The sequence below is a fragment of the Pelovirga sp. genome (assembly GCF_059864205.1).
Map to the genome: position 1 here is coordinate 39,078 of NZ_JCBCBS010000084.1, position 15,553 is coordinate 54,630.

General features: G+C 53.8%; 12 protein-coding genes and 1 pseudogene. 3 read left to right on the forward strand and 10 right to left on the reverse strand.

The window, feature by feature from the left end:
• Positions 1-130: 130 nt before the first annotated feature.
• Together AC6F7T_RS05655 and AC6F7T_RS05660 are read left to right on the forward strand one after the other, a co-directional pair.
• Positions 131-2,239 (forward strand): ATP-binding protein, encoded by a 2,109-nt coding sequence (locus AC6F7T_RS05655; RefSeq protein ID WP_500717028.1) that lies wholly within the window; start codon positions 131-133, stop codon positions 2,237-2,239.
• Positions 2,240-2,248: 9 nt separating this feature from the next.
• Positions 2,249-4,420, forward strand: coding sequence for an EAL domain-containing protein (locus tag AC6F7T_RS05660; RefSeq protein WP_500717029.1), 2,172 nt, complete (start codon positions 2,249-2,251; stop codon positions 4,418-4,420).
• A gap of 46 nt (positions 4,421-4,466) precedes the next feature.
• Here AC6F7T_RS05660 and AC6F7T_RS05665 read toward each other — a convergent pair whose 3' ends face one another.
• The 3 genes from AC6F7T_RS05665 to AC6F7T_RS05675 all read right to left on the reverse strand — a co-directional run bounded on the left by AC6F7T_RS05665 (position 4,467) and on the right by AC6F7T_RS05675 (position 7,939).
• The gene (locus AC6F7T_RS05665) at positions 4,467-5,768 is read right to left on the reverse strand and encodes a heterodisulfide reductase-related iron-sulfur binding cluster (protein WP_500717030.1); all 1,302 of its coding nucleotides are present in this window, start codon (positions 5,766-5,768) and stop codon (positions 4,467-4,469) included.
• A 3-nt stretch (positions 5,769-5,771) separates the two neighbouring features.
• On the reverse strand, positions 5,772-7,163 hold the full coding sequence (locus tag AC6F7T_RS05670; RefSeq protein WP_500717031.1) for an FAD-linked oxidase C-terminal domain-containing protein: 1,392 nt from the start codon (positions 7,161-7,163) through the stop codon (positions 5,772-5,774).
• A gap of 266 nt (positions 7,164-7,429) precedes the next feature.
• The gene (locus AC6F7T_RS05675) at positions 7,430-7,939 is read right to left on the reverse strand and encodes a universal stress protein (protein ID WP_500717032.1); all 510 of its coding nucleotides are present in this window, start codon (positions 7,937-7,939) and stop codon (positions 7,430-7,432) included.
• A gap of 30 nt (positions 7,940-7,969) precedes the next feature.
• Between AC6F7T_RS05675 and AC6F7T_RS05680 the strand changes: the two genes are divergently transcribed.
• Complete coding sequence (locus AC6F7T_RS05680; protein ID WP_500717033.1) at positions 7,970-8,119, forward strand: hypothetical protein; 150 nt, start codon at positions 7,970-7,972, stop codon at positions 8,117-8,119.
• Between the two features lie 23 nt (positions 8,120-8,142).
• On the opposite strand, the gene AC6F7T_RS05685 is transcribed toward AC6F7T_RS05680, so the two are convergent.
• The 7 genes and pseudogenes from AC6F7T_RS05685 to AC6F7T_RS05715 form a co-directional block, all read right to left on the reverse strand.
• A complete protein-coding gene (locus AC6F7T_RS05685) occupies positions 8,143-9,483 on the reverse strand; it encodes a TRAP transporter large permease subunit (protein WP_500717034.1) in 1,341 nt (446 codons plus the stop codon).
• A gap of 17 nt (positions 9,484-9,500) precedes the next feature.
• Positions 9,501-10,004 (reverse strand): TRAP transporter small permease subunit, encoded by a 504-nt coding sequence (locus tag AC6F7T_RS05690; protein WP_500717035.1) that lies wholly within the window; start codon positions 10,002-10,004, stop codon positions 9,501-9,503.
• A 79-nt stretch (positions 10,005-10,083) separates the two neighbouring features.
• The gene (locus tag AC6F7T_RS05695; RefSeq protein ID WP_500717036.1) at positions 10,084-11,238 is read right to left on the reverse strand and encodes a TRAP transporter substrate-binding protein DctP; all 1,155 of its coding nucleotides are present in this window, start codon (positions 11,236-11,238) and stop codon (positions 10,084-10,086) included.
• A 225-nt stretch (positions 11,239-11,463) separates the two neighbouring features.
• Positions 11,464-12,783: a sigma 54-interacting transcriptional regulator gene (locus AC6F7T_RS05700; RefSeq protein ID WP_500717037.1), complete on the reverse strand. Its 1,320-nt coding sequence runs from the start codon at positions 12,781-12,783 to the stop codon at positions 11,464-11,466.
• 189 nt (positions 12,784-12,972) lie between these two features.
• Complete coding sequence (locus AC6F7T_RS05705) at positions 12,973-13,731, reverse strand: 3-hydroxybutyrate dehydrogenase (protein WP_500717038.1); 759 nt, start codon at positions 13,729-13,731, stop codon at positions 12,973-12,975.
• 176 nt (positions 13,732-13,907) lie between these two features.
• Entirely contained in the window at positions 13,908-15,266 is a 1,359-nt protein-coding gene (locus tag AC6F7T_RS05710) for a 3-oxoacid CoA-transferase subunit B (protein WP_500717039.1), read from the reverse strand.
• Positions 15,267-15,410: 144 nt separating this feature from the next.
• Positions 15,411-15,553 (reverse strand): annotated as a pseudogene (locus AC6F7T_RS05715) (acetyl-CoA C-acetyltransferase); the annotation flags it as partial.

The following is a 15,553-nucleotide window of genomic DNA, read 5'->3' on the forward strand; positions in this document are numbered from 1 at the left end:
GTTGAACAATGAGGCGTACTAACCTGCGTCGCAGCAGTGAGACGATGGCGACGCTTTTCTGACCGGCGCAACAGTTGGTGAGTTTTTGCGACGCCATCAAATGTTCGGCTAATGTGCCAGGGATCTATATATGGGGCTCATTTCAATCAGCACAAAGGAACCGTTGCCGGAGCCACCGGTCAAGCTGTACGGCGTGCAAGGTTCGTCTTTGCTTTCCATGCCCGATGTCCTTGCCGACCTGCTCTCCGCCTGTTTACAAGGTGCCGGCTCCCAGGCTGTTGTTGAAATCATATTGCAGGATGCCCCTTTTGCTGCTCATTTGATTGATGTTGCAGCGAAGGGAAACAATAAGCTCGATGCCACTGAACCGGTCACTGCTGCGGTGTCTTCGTTGGGATACCCGATGATTGTCAGTCTGGTGCTTCAGTCAGCCCGGCAGGTGCTGGAGCACACACTGTCGGTAGCTGAAATCGCCTATTTACAGAAACTGTGGCGCACGTCACGTTTTGCCGGTCAGGCCGCCCGTTGTATGGCTCCCTCGGTTAACTACCCCTACATCGAAGAAGCGCAGCTCTGTGGACTCTTGCAGAATCTTGGTCTTTATCAGCTGTTAAATCAGCACGGCGATCTCTTCCTGGATAAGACGCCGGTTCCCTGGAGTTGCGAAAAACAGGCGGCACTGGAGCAGCAATATTTTCTGACCGACCATCTCCGGCTGGCGGCGGACAAGATTGAAAGCTGGGGGCTTGATTCCTTCCTGGCTGACGCGATCCGTTATCTGACGGTGGATAGTGGTCAACTGCAAACAGCCAATCCGCTCTTTCGGATCGCCAGACTGGCCCAGCTTTTTGCCGGCAGCGGCAGCGAGTTAAATCCTGAAGCCGGGCACCTTGGCGAGTTATTTTTTAATCTGCGTCCGTCAGAAACAGCCTATCTGTTCGACTGGGTAACCAGTCTGTCGGCTCCGGCTGCCAAGGTCAAGGATGAGGATGCCTCATCCGTGGAGGCCTTCAATAAAGCCTGTCGGCGTTTAACCAGGCAGATTTTTCTGGTTGCCAGCCAGGAGGCAGCCCGTGCCCGGCTGACAGCCGGGACAACGCCGGAAGAAATTGCCGAGATTGCCAGAAGTCTTTATCTGGAAAACAGTCAGGTGCGAAAGGTGCATTTTTTTCTGCTTGATCAGCGGCGTCAGGAACTGATCGGTATTTCCGCAAAAGACGGCTCCCGCCTGTCGCGCGAGCTGAAGCTGCCGTTGGTCAGTGAAGCGAGTCTGGCGGCCCGCGCTCTAGCCGGAGGGGGCGCTGTCAGCAGCTTTGCAACGGATCAGGCGTTGACAGTGACCGACCACCTGCTCATGCGTCTGTGTGGTGGAAAGGGCTTCGTTTGTTATCCCCTGAGTGCCAATAATCACCCGCTGGCGGTGGTGACCTTTGGCTTCGATAGCGAAGATGAGGCCGCCGGACTGCAAAGCCCGGCAGTAACAATTTTGCATCCCATTGTCAGCGCAGCCCTGGCACAAGTGTCGATGGGGGAACTTAATCGAATTGCTGATGGTGCTCTGCTGCTGCGTCGGGTCAATCACGAAATCAGCAGCCCTTTGACAATTATCGGCAATTACGCCGAAGTACTGAAGCATAATTTGCAAGGTAGAGCCGGCCGGGAACTGGCTGAAGCTATCACAAAAGAGTCACAACGGGTCGACGAAATTGTCCATTATTATCTCAATCAGCAGGATACGTATGAATTTCCTGACCAGGAGATTGATATCAACCAACTGGTGCAGGAGACAGTAGATACCTTGCGGGATGCCGAATTGACACCGCGCAATATTGAGGTGATCCACCAATTCCAGCAGAATCTCCCGCGGTTGTCGAGTATGGCAATTCTGATCCGGCAGATCCTGGTCAATTTGATCAAAAATGCAGCAGAGGCCCTCGATAAGGGTGGGTATATCACCCTGGCGACCCGTGAGGGTTTTTGTTCTGACCGAGGGCGCTATGTGGAGATTCATATCGCAGATAATGGGCCCGGAATACCGCCTGCCATCAGGGATCGGTTGTTCCGTCCGGTTGTGAGTACCAAGGGGGGTGGACATGCCGGATCGGGTTTAAGTATCGTCAAGGGGATGGTGGAAGATCTCGGGGGGCGGATCAGCTGCCACAGTGGTCCGGAACAGGGCACCAGTTTTTATCTGCAGCTGCCGGTCGTGGATGATTTCAGCCTGTTTACTGATAAATAAGGGGTGAACATGCAGCAGAAATATGCCACTAAACTGGAAAATCCGTCAGCAGGAATTCTGATTGTCGGAGAGCAGTTGCCTTTGCTTTACAGTCTCCAGGCGCTGTTGCGTATCAACGGGCATCGTACCGACCTGTCAACCTCTTGTGATGAAGCAGTGAAAAAACTCGCACAGGGGCGCTATGCTCTGCTGGTGCTTGATTTGCAGATTTCCGGCCGGGATAGTTGCCACCTGATCGAATCTGTTCGACATTCCTGCCTCGATGTTGAAATTATTGTATTGATTTCAGATAACTCCGTTGTTTCCATTAAAGAAGCCTTGCGGCTGGGTGCCTATGATTTTATCCGCAAGCCGTACCGTCCGGAAGATCTTCTGCTGAGCGTCAACCGTGGCCTTGAACGCCAGCAATACCGACTAAAGTTGCGCCGTACCGAATTGGCCCTGGAGGAATCGGATCGGATGCACCGTTTTATTGTCAATAATTCTCCGGACTTCATCTATATGCTTGATGCCGGCGGGGTGTTCACTTTTGCCAATGATATGGTCGAGGGATTGTTGGGTTATAAACGCCACGAGATCCTCGGACGGCATTTTTCCTGCCTGATCCACCCTAATAATGCTGACATTGCGCACCGCTTTTTCAGTGAACAGCGTACCGGAGAACGGGCGGCCCGCAGTACCGAAATTCGTCTGCAGGTGAATCGGAACAGCCCGCGGGCGAAAGGTGGCGGGGAACTCCTGGTGGAACTCAATGCCATGGGTGTATACGCACAGAACAATGCCGGTCAAAAGGAATTTGTCGGAACCCTGGGCAGTGCCAGGGATATCACCGAACGAAAGCGTTCAGAAGAACAGATCAGCTATCAGGCTTATCATGACCTGTTGACCCGGTTGCCTAACCGCCTCCTGTTTGCTGATCGCATGACCCAGGCCCTGGCCCATGCGACTCGCAGCAAAACCAGAATTGCGGTGATTTTTATCGACCTGGATTCTTTCAAAGAAATTAATGACACCTATGGCCATACAGTCGGTGACCGGATTTTGCAACAGGTGGCAGGAAGTATTCTTAAGTGTATACGTGCTGAAGATACGGTCAGTCGCTTTGGTGGAGATGAATTTTCACTGCTTCTGGTCAACATGACATCGCTGGAAGATGCGACCGTTGTGGCAGAAAAAATCCTCGCGGCGGTGCGCATGCCCTGGACTGTTGATGGTCACGACATACGTTTAAGCGCCAGCATGGGAATTGCCCTTTATCCCGAGGGGGGCGAGACGATAGACGCATTGCTCCACAGTGCCGATATCGCCATGTATCATGCCAAGGGTGCAGGCAAGGATGGCTATTGTGTGTACGAGCCCCAGATGGGAAAATTTCTGGGCGGCGTGAACATTGAAAAAGAATTAAGAAGTGCTTTGGAATGCAACCAGCTGCAGGTATTTTTCCAACCCAAGGTGGATCCGGTCAGCAGTCATATCGTCGGCATGGAAGCACTGCTGCGTTGGCAGCATCCGCTCCGTGGTTTGCTCTGCCCGGGGGATTTTATCCATGTTGCCGAGAAAACTCGGCAGATTATCCCGATTGGAGACTGGGTGCTGCAACAGGTCTGTGAGGAGATGTTGCGCTGGCGGCGGCAGGGATTGCCGCGGATCAGGGTGTCACTGAATCTGTCCGTGGTGCAACTGCAGCAGGAGGACTACGCTGATAAATTTACCGCTACCATCAAGGGGGCGGGGCTCGAAGCGGAGCTGTTCGAAGTCCATATTACTGAACAGGGGATGCTGGACGGTTCCAGCGCGGTAGCCAAGGTCTTGCGAGCATTAAGCCGCATGGGCGTCTCTGTTGCCATTGACGATTTTGGTTGCGGCCATTCCTCGCTCAACTATCTGCGTGATTTTCCGGTCAATACCTTGATGATAGATCACTCCTTTGTGCGCGACATTACGCAGGATGCGGGACGGGCAGGAATTGTCGATGGTATCGCGATGATGGCGCGCGGCCTTAATTTAAACCTGACGGCCAAGGGCGTCGAAAACCTAGTTCAGCTGGAGCACTTGCGACAGCTGGGTTGCCATGAAGTCCAGGGCTATCTGTATGGTGAAGCCGTCTCTGCTGACGCAGCCTTTGCCCTGCTGTGTACTCATCCGAGCCTGATTCCGTGGGACAGCCTGGTCAGGCACTGACCGGGCCTGAAAAGGGCGGCCAACCTTATAACCCCCCTGCTCTTGGCTAATCCGGTGTCGCCAGCCCCAGCAATTCGGTGATGTGAAGCACCGGTTGCGGCATCTGCGCCTGCTGTAATCCCCAGGCTAACTGCAGATGACAGCCGGGATTACCGGTTACCAGGATCTCGGCCCCGGTTTTTTTGACGTTTTCCAGTTTGCGATCGAGAATCTGCTGACTTTCCTCAGTAAACTTGAGGCTGAAGGTTGCCGCTGAACCACAGCACCAGGATGCTTCCTTCATTTCCCTGAATTCAACGCCGGGAATGGCCTTGATCAGCTCCCGTGGTTGCTTGCTGATCCCCTGCGCGTGGCACAGGTGACAGGGTTCATGATAGGTGACGCTTTTGTCGACCGGTTTTAAGCCTTCCGTGCGAATCCCCTGTTCGCATAAAAACTCACTGATATCCTTGATCTTCTGCTGGAAGCGGTGGAGGCGCTCATGGTCTTCACGCTCAGCCAGGATTTCCTCGTATTCCTTCAGAGCAGCCCCGCAGCCGGCGCAATCAGTAACAATAGCGTCGACCTCCAGGTCAAGAAACAGATCCAGATTGAGGGCGGCAATCTCTCGGGTTGTTTCCCGATCCCCTTCGGTCAGATGCGGGGCGCCGCAGCACTTCTGCTCTTTGGGGGTAATAACATCAAACCCCTGATGGTTCAGCACCTTGACCGTCTGGCGTGAAACTTCCGGGTAGAGCAGGGTCATAACGCAGCCGAGAAAGAAGGCGACGGTACCGCGCTTTTCCCCTTTGGCCGGGCTGAGATCAGGTAATTGCGGCCTTAACGGGCGGTGCAGCTGCGGTAGCATGCCTTCGGCTTTGTCGATCCAGGTTGGCCCCAGCTTGAGAATTTTACTGTTGCGCACCAGCCACTGAATGCCGAGTTTCTGGTAAAGGCGGGCCGGCAACATAGAGGTTTCCATCAGATCAGGATTCGGCACCATCTTTTTCAATACCAGATTGCGTAAGGATCCCTGCCATTTTGGTGCCGGCAGTTGCTGATGGGCCTGGGCCCGGCAGACTTCCATCACTTCCCCGGCTTTGACCCCGGATGGACAGGCAGTGGTGCAGGCGCGGCAGTCAAGGCAGAAAAAAGCCTCATCCTTCATCGCCTGATTGAAGTCGAGCTTGCCTTCAGCAACGGCTCGAGCCAGAGCCACCCGGCCACGCGGGCTGGAACGTTCCCGCCCGGTCAAAGCAAAGGTCGGACAGGTCGGCAGGCAGAAGCCGCAACGCATACATTGCAGGACGTCCTCGTAGGCGGGGGCATCCTGGTGAGTAAAGTTGCCCAGCGGTTGCTGATTGCTCATGATTTACTCCTGTTCACTGACGAAAATCTTGCCGGGATTCATGATTCCCTGGGGATCAAAGGCGGACTTGATGCGGCGCATCACTGCCACCCCGCCGGGGCCGATCTGCCTGGCAAGGTACCCCTTCTTGGCGATACCGATACCGTGTTCACCTGATACGGTACCACCCCAGGCCAGCACCTGTTCGTAGAGTTCATCATAGAAGGCATGGGCGCGCTTCATTTCATCCTCATTGCGTTCGTCACAAAGAACCGTCGGATGCAGGTTACCATCGCCGGCATGACCGAAGGTGCCGACGGTGAGCTGATATTTTTCCGTCAGTTGCTCAATCAGGGTAAAGGTGTCCGCCAGTTTCGAGCGGGGGACGGTAGCGTCCTCGAGCAGGGTGGTGGGCGATACCCTGGCCAGGGCCGACAGGGCGGTACGGCGGGCCTCTGCCAGCTTCATGGCATCCTGGGCGTCTTTGGCCTGCTGCACTTGAGCTGCTCCCACTTGCTGCAGAATTGTTTTTAAGGCTTCGGCTTCTTCTGCAACCACTGCCGGATGGCCATCAACTTCGATCAACAGCAGGGCCGCCATCTGCCGTGGCAGGCCGATACCGACATAATCTTCAACACAATTGATGGTGGCTTTGTCCATGATCTCCATGGTCGAGGGGATGATTTTGGCGGCGATGATTTTCGAAACGGCTTCTCCGGCGGTGCGGATATTGTCAAAGAAAGCCAGAAAAGTCTGTTTGGTCTGCGGTGGTGGGATGAGCTTGACGGTGATCTCGGTAATGATGCCCAGGGTGCCTTCCGACCCAACCAGCAGGTCCTTGAAGGCGTAACCGGCGACATCCTTGACGCTTTTGCCGCCGGTTGCAATGACGCTGCCATCCGGCAGAACGCAGGTCAGTGCCATGACATAATCGCGGGTAACACCGTATTTAAGTCCACGTAAACCGCCGGCGTCTTCCATGACATTGCCCGCCAGGGTCGATATTTTCTGAGAGCCGGGATCGGGCGGATAGAATAGCCCCTTTTCAGCAACCGCGTTGAACAGGTCGAGGGTGACGACGCCCGGTTCACAGGTTGCTGTGAGGTTTTCTTCGTCAATCTCCAGGATCCGGTTCATCCTGTTCAGGCAGATGACGATGCCGCCATGGATCGGGATGCTGCCGCCGGAGAGCCCGGTTGCGCTACCGCGAGGTGTTAGCGGAATACGGTAATCGCGGGCTACTTCAACGACCTTGACAACATCTTCGGTGCTGGTCGGATAAACCACCAGGTCGGGCGTGGCATGAAGCCCCGGCGTTGAGTCGTAGCCAAGGACGAGCAGATCCTCCTTGGCGCTCACCAGTTTTTCTTTTCCAAGAGCCTGTTCAAGTTGTTGCATGGCGCTTTGTGCAATCATGGGGAGCCTCGTGGATTCCTGTAGGGCGCCCTGCTGCCAGATTCAACAGGATAAATGACAGCATTGAGCGAGTTGTCTTTCTGGTAAATTGGTAAATTGGTAATACCAAAAGATAATCTACGTATTGCTGTTGTGTCAAGCAAATATAACGTTGTTTTTAATGGTAAGGATGTGAAAGGTGTGTTTGATCAGTTGTGGCGGGAAAAAATTCTGATTTATCCGCCTGCAGTCTTGTTTTTCAAAGGCTGCAGGCGGTTTGTTGATGATTAATAACCTTCTTCGTGATAGCCGTCCGGGATCCGCACGACTAACACCGGTATCGTGGCACTGTGCAGCACCTTGCTGGTAGTGCTTCCCAGCACGGCATCCTGGAGAGCGGAATGCCGATGGGAACCCATGATGATCAAGTCGACCTTCTGCTCTTTGGCGACTGACAGGATAACCTGAGCGGCTGGCCCCTCTTTAACAATGATGTGGTCAAGCCGCTCGGGGGAGTGTGGATCAGTTCCACACTCCGCGGTGCAGAGCCTTTGTATCCGTTCTTGCAGTCGTTCTTTCGCTTGGGCCTGTGCTTTTTCGTGGATCTCTTTTGACTGTGATTGAGAAATGTGTAATTCCACCAGGCTGCTGGCAAAGGGCGATAGTTTTTCCAATGCTGCGACGGCAACGATCTGGGCGTCGTAGTGTTTGGCCGACATCAGGGCGTAACGAAAGACATAGGGCGCACTTGCTCCCATGGCGGTGGCGTACAGAATTTTTTTGATTTTTGGTAACATGATTTACCATTTCAGCTTGGAGTAAAATTCATGTATCTGTTCAGCATCGGATCTTCGGATCCTATCTCAAGGGACGCGATTGTTTCCCATTGGGTCATCCCTGACCGCTTGTTGTCGCCGTCCATGGCGACAAACACCCTTGCCACAGGATCCAAAGGCCCTGCGCAAGGACAGTGCTGAATAGTTACAAATTCATATAAGAACTAGCGTCCAAAGAAAAGATCAGGCAACCAGGTGATCATCTCTGGGAAGGCGACCATGACTACAAGGCCGATTATCTGAATCGCGACAAAGGGCAGGATACCTTTATAGACATCACCCATGGTGTATTCCGGCGGTGCAACCCCTTTGAAGTAGAACAGGGCATAGCCAAAGGGTGGCGTCAGGAACGAGGTTTGCAGATTGATACAGATCAACATGGCAAACCACAGCGGATTAAAGCCGAGATCCATGGCAATCGGAGTGAAGATCGGCACCACAATCAGCAGAATGGCCGCCCAGTCGATAAACATGCCGAGAAAGAAGACCACCGCCATCATAATGACGAGGATGACGTACTCATTGACTTCCATGCCGAGCAAGACATCGGCAACAACATCTCCGCCGCCCATACCGAGAAAGACGACGCTGAACATCTTGCCGCCGACAAACAACGCCATGATCATGGCGGTTGTTTTGATCGTAGACAGGGATGCGGATTTGATGACTTCCCAGTTGAATTTGCGGTAAACGACCGCCAGAATCAAGGCGCCGACACAACCCAGGGCTGCTGCTTCAGTAGGAGTCGCAACCCCTGCCAGAATGGCGCCCATGACCAGCAGAATCAGGCCAAAAGGGGGGACGAAGTTTTTCGACACCATGACGAATTTCTGCATCAGGCTGTGGGTGCGATCCTCAAGGGGGATGGGTGGTCCGAGCTTGGGATTGATCCAACAGCGTACCAGGACGTAAAGCAGGTAGAGACCCGACAGAAAAAGTCCGGGAACAATGGCGGCTGCAAACAGATTGCCGACTGAGGTTTCACGCATCCCGGTCAAGCTGCCGTAGATGACCAGCATGATGCTGGGTGGAATCAGAATCCCCAGGGTTCCGGAGGAGCAGATAATCCCGGCAGACATCTGACGATTGTAGCCGCGCCGCAACAATGCCGGTCCGGCCATCAGCCCCATGGCAACAACCGACGCGCCGATGATACCGGTGGTGGCGGCAAATACGGTTGAAACAATAATAACCGCCATGCCGAGGCCGCCGCGCAATCCACCCAGGGCCACGTAGAGAGCATCGAACAGCCCCTCCGAGACTTTCGATCGGTCGAGAATCTGCGCCATGAAGATAAACAGCGGAATAGCCACCAGGGTGTAATTGAGAAACAGCCCCCAGATATTGTTGACGAACAGATCGATCAGGATGGGCAGGTTCCAGTTGAACTCAATCAGACCGAATACTGTCGCTACCGCCGCCAGGGTCACCGCTAAAGGGTGTCCCAGGGTGATGGCGACAATCAAGGAGCCGAACATTAAAATAGTAAGCATTTCTGGGGACATAAAAAACTCCGGAAGTCTTAGGTCTGGTCATTGCTGCGCAGGGAACGGATATCATCAATCAGTTTGGCGATACCCTGCAGAAAGAACAGAATAAAACCGAGCGCCATCAGGGCCTTATAGGGGTAGATTTTAGGTTGCCATGAAGACCAGGAGAGCTCCCTGTAGCCCCAGGATGTGGCGGCGTAGACAATGGTTCCGTAGGCAAGGATACCAATAATCGGCAGAAAAAACGCCAGATTGGTCGCAATGCGCAGCACTGTGCGAGGTTTATTTGGTAGCTTTACTTCAAATACATCGATGGCGACATGACTGTTGTGTTTGTGTGCGTAGGCGAGACCCAGAATAAAATGGACCCCGTAAACAAAGGTACTCAATTCAAAAGCCCAGGTTGTCGGGGCATTGAAGACGTAACGCGCTAAAACCTCGTAGCCGATCATGCCGATCAATGGCAGAATCAGGTAGGAGGATGTCTGACCGACAAACTCGACCAGTGCATCGATAAAACGAGAAATCAATTGCATGATTGCCCCTTGATTGATTTGTAGGCAGTTAGACGAAACTCAGGCGGGACACAAGGGCCCGCCTGAGTCTTAATGGCGGTTATTGGAGACGTTTGCCATCGATGAAATCTTGCAGGGGCCATGGTGCCAAGCCACCGCGGATTTCACGCCAATCGGCGAAATCGATCTTGAACTGCTCCTGGGAGTCGAGGGTTTTCTTGACGTCAGGGTTTTTCGATTTCAGATCGTCCAGAAACTTTTTTGTTTCTTTGGCAAAGTCAGTGATTGCTTCATCACTCATCTGGACAAATTCGACTCTTTCCTGGAACTGTCGAACGGCCTCGATGTTCAGGTTTTCCTGCCAGGCGTTGGCCCAGAGCTGGGTTTCCTTGGCAGCGATGTCAATAATCCACTTCAAGTCGGGAGCCAGCTTGTTATAGGCGTCCTTGTTGATGAAGATTGAAGTCTGAACCGAGGGTTGATGAACGCCGGGGGAAATAACGTACTTGGTGACATCATCAAAGCCCATGGGCAGGTTGATGGCAGGGGTACTGAACTCGGCACCATCAATAACGCCACGCTCCAGTGCCAGGTAGACTTCACCGCCGGGCAACGGGGTAACGGATGCGCCGAGGTTGTTCATGATGTCCTGATACCAGCCGACGGTACGGATACGCATGCCTTTGAAGTCTTCCATGGTGCTGGCTTTTTTGTTGGAGAACAGCCCCATTTCCTGGCCACCGTTGCCGGCCGGGAAGACAACAAGATTGTAGCGTCCGTAGAGTTCCTGCATCTGCTCCAGACCACCACGCTCGTAGAGCCAGATGTTGTAGCCTTCATTGTCCAGTCCAAAAGGCACCGAAGCAAAGGAGTTGAAGTTCTGGTTCTTGCCTGCCCAGTAGCCGGGCCAGTCGTGACCAACTTCGGCAGCTCCGCGGCTGACGGCGTCAAAGGACTCCATCGCACCAACCAGTTCGCCGGCCGAATGGACGCGGATGTTCAAACGACCACCGGAAGCCAGCTTGACGCTCTCGGCAAAGTGAACAGCCATGTCATAGAACAGCAGGCCCTTGCTCCAGGGCATAACCATCCGCCAGTTGTGAACTTCGGTACTGGGCTTGATGGTACGCAGCTCGCGTGCAACTTCTGCGGAGCGTTTGTCGGCACCGAACTTTTCCCGTTTGGCAAAGGCATTAGGCGCCAGGGCCAGGGTCAGGATCAGAATCAGACCGATCAAGATTCGAACTTGTCTCATTGTGTGACCTCCTTGGTTTTTCAGCTGATGATATTCTGACGGAGAATCCGCCAGGGAAAAACTTGGTAATTGTAAAAGATTATACCGGACAAAAGGTAAAATGGCATTACCAATTTATGAAAAAATAATTTCTTTTGTTTTTGAAGTCAAGCAAATAAAACATTGTTTTTTCTGAGTGCTGTTTTTCCAGGGGCCTTATTTTTGTTTTATTGTTTTAATAATGGGTCAGGAATGCTTCCTCTTGTTTAATTGTTTAAGTTTGCGCGCGGCGCTTGCCTGGCTAATTCCTAGTGCCGCAGCGACACGCCGGCTGGTCTGGTACTGTTCCCGGGCCTGCAACAGGATGTCCCGTTCCCGTTCCGCCAGCATATCCTTCAGTCCCAATCCGCTCGGAAGTGCCGGGCTGATCCCCGGTATCCGCGCTTTGTCCGGGGTAATCAGGTCGCCGACACAGGTGACGATACAGCGTTCCACCAGGTTTTCCAGTTCACGGATGTTGCCTTTCCAGGCCATGCCGACAAGCTGATTGATCAGGCTTTGGGAAAACCGTTTATAACTGTTGTATTTGCGGTTGTACTTTTCAGCGAAGTGGTGGATCAGTGTGGGGATGTCTTCGCGCCTCTCGCGCAGAGCCGGAATCGTGATCGGCACGACGTTGAGCCGATAGTAGAGATCTTCCCGGAACAGCCCATGGCTGACCAGTTCGACCAGATCCTTGTTGGTTGCCGCTATCAAGCGAATATCAGCATGCTGGATGGTGCGGCCACCAACCCGGAAAAAGGTTTTGTCCTGGATAACTCCGAGCAATTTTGCTTGCAGATGGAGCGGTAGCTCAGAGATTTCATCGAGAAAAACTGTTCCACCTTCCGCCATTTCCAGCAGGCCCGCCTTGCCCTTGTGATCAGCCCCGGTAAAGGCCCCGGCTTCGTAGCCGAACAGTTCCGATTCGAGCAGGTTTTCCGGAATAGCGGCACAGTTGATCTGCACCAGGGGCTTGGCTTTGCGTTCACTGGAGCGATGGATGGTTCTCGCCAGCAGACTTTTGCCGACGCCCGATTCCCCGTTCAGCAGGATGGTAGAATCAGTTATCGCGACCCGCAATGCCAGGTCGATGATCTCCATCATTTTGTTGCTGCAGGTGATGATGTCATCTTCGCTGAGCAGTTGATTCCTGGCCGTGTCGGCATCGATCTCTCTGCTGTATTGCACGACAGTCAGATCCCAGATGGTATTAATGACGTAGTCGATATCTCCCTTGCTGTTGAAGATCGGTCGTCCCTTAACCAGCAGTTTACGCTTGGTGCTGGTTGAGTAGGTTGCTGTGACCGGGGCTTTGCGTTCAAGTACCAGCAGGCTGGCTGAGCCGGAAAAGTAGTTGTCCTTGCCAACCAGATCATAGAGACTTCGGCCGACCAGTTCTTCGTTGGTAAAGCCCGACATCTCCTCAAAGGTTTTGTTGACACCGATGGTGACACCCTTTCCGTCAACGACATAAATGCCGTTGTAGAGGTTATCAAAAATGATTTCGAGAAGCTTCTTATCCATGGTGCCCTTTAATAATGTCCATCCGAAAATCCTGAAGGCTAACTGGCAAGTTTCTGATCCAGAAACGAGCAATTTTTCGCAAGGTCAAGGAAATCAAGGATTTGCGCGGAGGCGGAGTACTTTACGCCGCACAAGCAAAGCCGCAGATTGACGCAGAGGTTGCGGAAAAGGGCCGTTTCCGGACAGAAACTAGTTGGCGGTCCAACCGCAATCAACCGTCATGGTACTGCCGGTGATGCAACGCGCCGCATCGGAGCAGAGAAACATCACAACCTCGCCCAGCTCGTCAGGTTCAACCATCCGTTTGATGGCATGTTTTTTCAGTAATATCTTTTCCAGCACTTCTTCGCGGCTGATTCCGTGGGTTCTGGCCTGATCATCGATTTGACCGTCGACCAGCGGGGTGCGGACATAGCCGGGGCAGATGCTGTTGACCGTGATGCCGTAAGGCGCACCTTCAAGGGCGGCGGTTTTTGTCAGCCCGGTCATGCCGTGCTTGGCCGAGACATAGGCAGATTTGAATTCCGATGCCCGCAGGCCATGGACGGAATTGAGGTTGATGATGCGCCCCCAGCCATTCTCGCGCATCGACGGCCAGAAATATTTGGTCAGTAAAAAAGGAGCGGTCAGCATCAGGTTGATGATGAATGACCATTTTTCCTCGGGGAATTCTTCAATCGGAGCCACATGCTGGATGCCGGCGTTGTTGACCAGGATGTCGCAGCGACCGCATGCTTTTAGCACCTCATCGGCGAGGGCGCGACAGCCTGCCGTTGTGCTGAGATCGGCCTTGATGAAGATAGCGCCGAGGCTGTTTGCTTCTCTGGTTCCGGCCTCTTCATTAATATCTGCCAGGACCACCATGGCGCCGTTGCCTGCCAGCGCTTTGGCGATGGCCAGGCCGATGCCGCTGGCAGCGCCTGTTACTACCGCAATACGTTGGGTCATCTCTTGTTTCTCCTTGCTGTATCAATTGTTCAGCACAGGGTCGGGAATCCTGTGCCAAGGGACGCTTTTCGCCGTCCATGGCCGCTTGACTGTCGCCATCCATGGCGACAGACACCCTTGTCACAGGATCCCCAACCCTGTGCAAGGATGGAGCTGAATAATTCTACATACAATTGTTACTTCAAATTGTCTGCAATATGGAACGGACAGGCGGTTTTCTCCTTGATCAACTCAAGGGTCGCGCCCGGTGCAAGCTCAATCAGCGTCAACCCCTTTTCAGCATCGACCTCAAAGACCGCCAGGTCGGTGACCACCATATCGACAACATTTTTACCGGTCAGGGGGAGAGTACATTCGGTCATCAGCTTGGAGCTGCCGTCCTTGGCGCAGTGATCCATCATGATGACGATCTTCTTGACCCCGGACACCAGGTCCATGGCACCGCCCGGTCCTTTAACCATGCTGCCGGGGATCATCCAGTTGGCCAGATCGCCGTATTGGGACACCTGCATGGCGCCTAAGACCGACATATCAATATGGCCGCCGCGCACCATAGCAAAGGATTCGGCGCTGTCAAAAAAAGCGGCACCTGGCAGCCAGGTGATGGTCTGCTTGCCGGCGTTGATCAGATCGGCATCTTCCTTGCCTTCTTCTGGAAAGGGGCCGACACCGAGCAGGCCGTTCTCGGCATGCAGGGTGATGGTGATATTGTCGGGGATATAGTTGGCCACCAGGGTCGGCATGCCGATACCGAGGTTGGCATACATACCGTCGGTGAATTCCTTGCTGATCCGTTTAGCCTGCCACTCGCGCGCCGGGGTGAACCCCTTGATCGTCATCTTGCCGGCGAGGGTGCGCTGCTCAATCGGCTTTTCGAGGTTGGTGCTGAGCAGAATCCGGTCGATGTAGTTGCCGGGCACATGGATCTGATGGGGATCCAGTGCGCCGATCTCAACCACTTCTTCAACTTCGGCAACAGTGATGCGACCGGCCTTGGCGCAGGCGGCGTTAAAGTTGTTGGCGGTATAGCGAAAAATCAGGTTGCCGGCCTTGTCGGCTTTCCAGGCCCTGACGATAGCCAGGTCAGCGACAATGCTCTCTTCAAGCACGTATTCCTTGCCGTTAAAGGTCTGAACCGGTTTGTTCTCCGCCAGCACGGTACCAAAGCCGGTACGGGTGAAAAATGCCGGGATACCGGCGCCGCCGGCCCGTAACTTTTCCGCCAGGGTGCCCTGGGGGGTCAGTTCCAGTTCCAGTTCACCACGTAAGAACTGTTGTTCAAACAGAGCATTTTCGCCAACGTAAGAGGAGATCATTTTTTTGATCTGACGGGTCTGCAATAGCCAACCCAGACCAAAATCATCAACCCCGGCATTGTTGCTGACCACGGTCAGTCCGGTTGCGCCACTGTCGCGCAGCGCCTTGATCAGATTCTCGGGAATGCCACACAGGCCGAAGCCGCCGGCGGCAATCGTCATATTGTCGCCAACCAGTCCATCGAGGGCTTTGGCTGCTTCGGTATAGATCGGTTTCATCGTTATCTCCTGAGGTTGTGTGGTTGTTTTTTAACGCAGAGGCGCAGAGCCGGAGAGCCCGCAGAGAAGTTCTTGTTATTGGTTAAAAAAACTGCTTCTCTCCGTGCTCTGCTTCTCTCCGGCTCTTTCGTTAAGCGATTTCATTCAAATCAGCTCAAAGATCGCTGCTACCGCTTCACCGCCACCAATACACAGGGTCGCCAGGCCGTATTTCTCGCCCCGGACCTTCATCTCGCGGAGCAGGGTGGCGGTCAGGCGCGCGCCGCTGGCGCCGATGGGGTGACCGA

Coding starts and splice junctions, on each gene's coding strand:
- AC6F7T_RS05655 (WP_500717028.1), top strand. CDS start 131: ATGGGGCTCATTTCAATCAGCACAAAGGAACCGTTGCCGGAGCCACCG.
- AC6F7T_RS05660 (WP_500717029.1), top strand. CDS start 2,249: ATGCAGCAGAAATATGCCACTAAACTGGAAAATCCGTCAGCAGGAATT.
- AC6F7T_RS05665 (WP_500717030.1), bottom strand. CDS start 5,768: ATGAGCAATCAGCAACCGCTGGGCAACTTTACTCACCAGGATGCCCCC.
- AC6F7T_RS05670 (WP_500717031.1), bottom strand. CDS start 7,163: ATGATTGCACAAAGCGCCATGCAACAACTTGAACAGGCTCTTGGAAAA.
- AC6F7T_RS05675 (WP_500717032.1), bottom strand. CDS start 7,939: ATGTTACCAAAAATCAAAAAAATTCTGTACGCCACCGCCATGGGAGCA.
- AC6F7T_RS05680 (WP_500717033.1), top strand. CDS start 7,970: ATGTATCTGTTCAGCATCGGATCTTCGGATCCTATCTCAAGGGACGCG.
- AC6F7T_RS05685 (WP_500717034.1), bottom strand. CDS start 9,483: ATGTCCCCAGAAATGCTTACTATTTTAATGTTCGGCTCCTTGATTGTC.
- AC6F7T_RS05690 (WP_500717035.1), bottom strand. CDS start 10,004: ATGCAATTGATTTCTCGTTTTATCGATGCACTGGTCGAGTTTGTCGGT.
- AC6F7T_RS05695 (WP_500717036.1), bottom strand. CDS start 11,238: ATGAGACAAGTTCGAATCTTGATCGGTCTGATTCTGATCCTGACCCTG.
- AC6F7T_RS05700 (WP_500717037.1), bottom strand. CDS start 12,783: ATGGATAAGAAGCTTCTCGAAATCATTTTTGATAACCTCTACAACGGC.
- AC6F7T_RS05705 (WP_500717038.1), bottom strand. CDS start 13,731: ATGACCCAACGTATTGCGGTAGTAACAGGCGCTGCCAGCGGCATCGGC.
- AC6F7T_RS05710 (WP_500717039.1), bottom strand. CDS start 15,266: ATGAAACCGATCTATACCGAAGCAGCCAAAGCCCTCGATGGACTGGTT.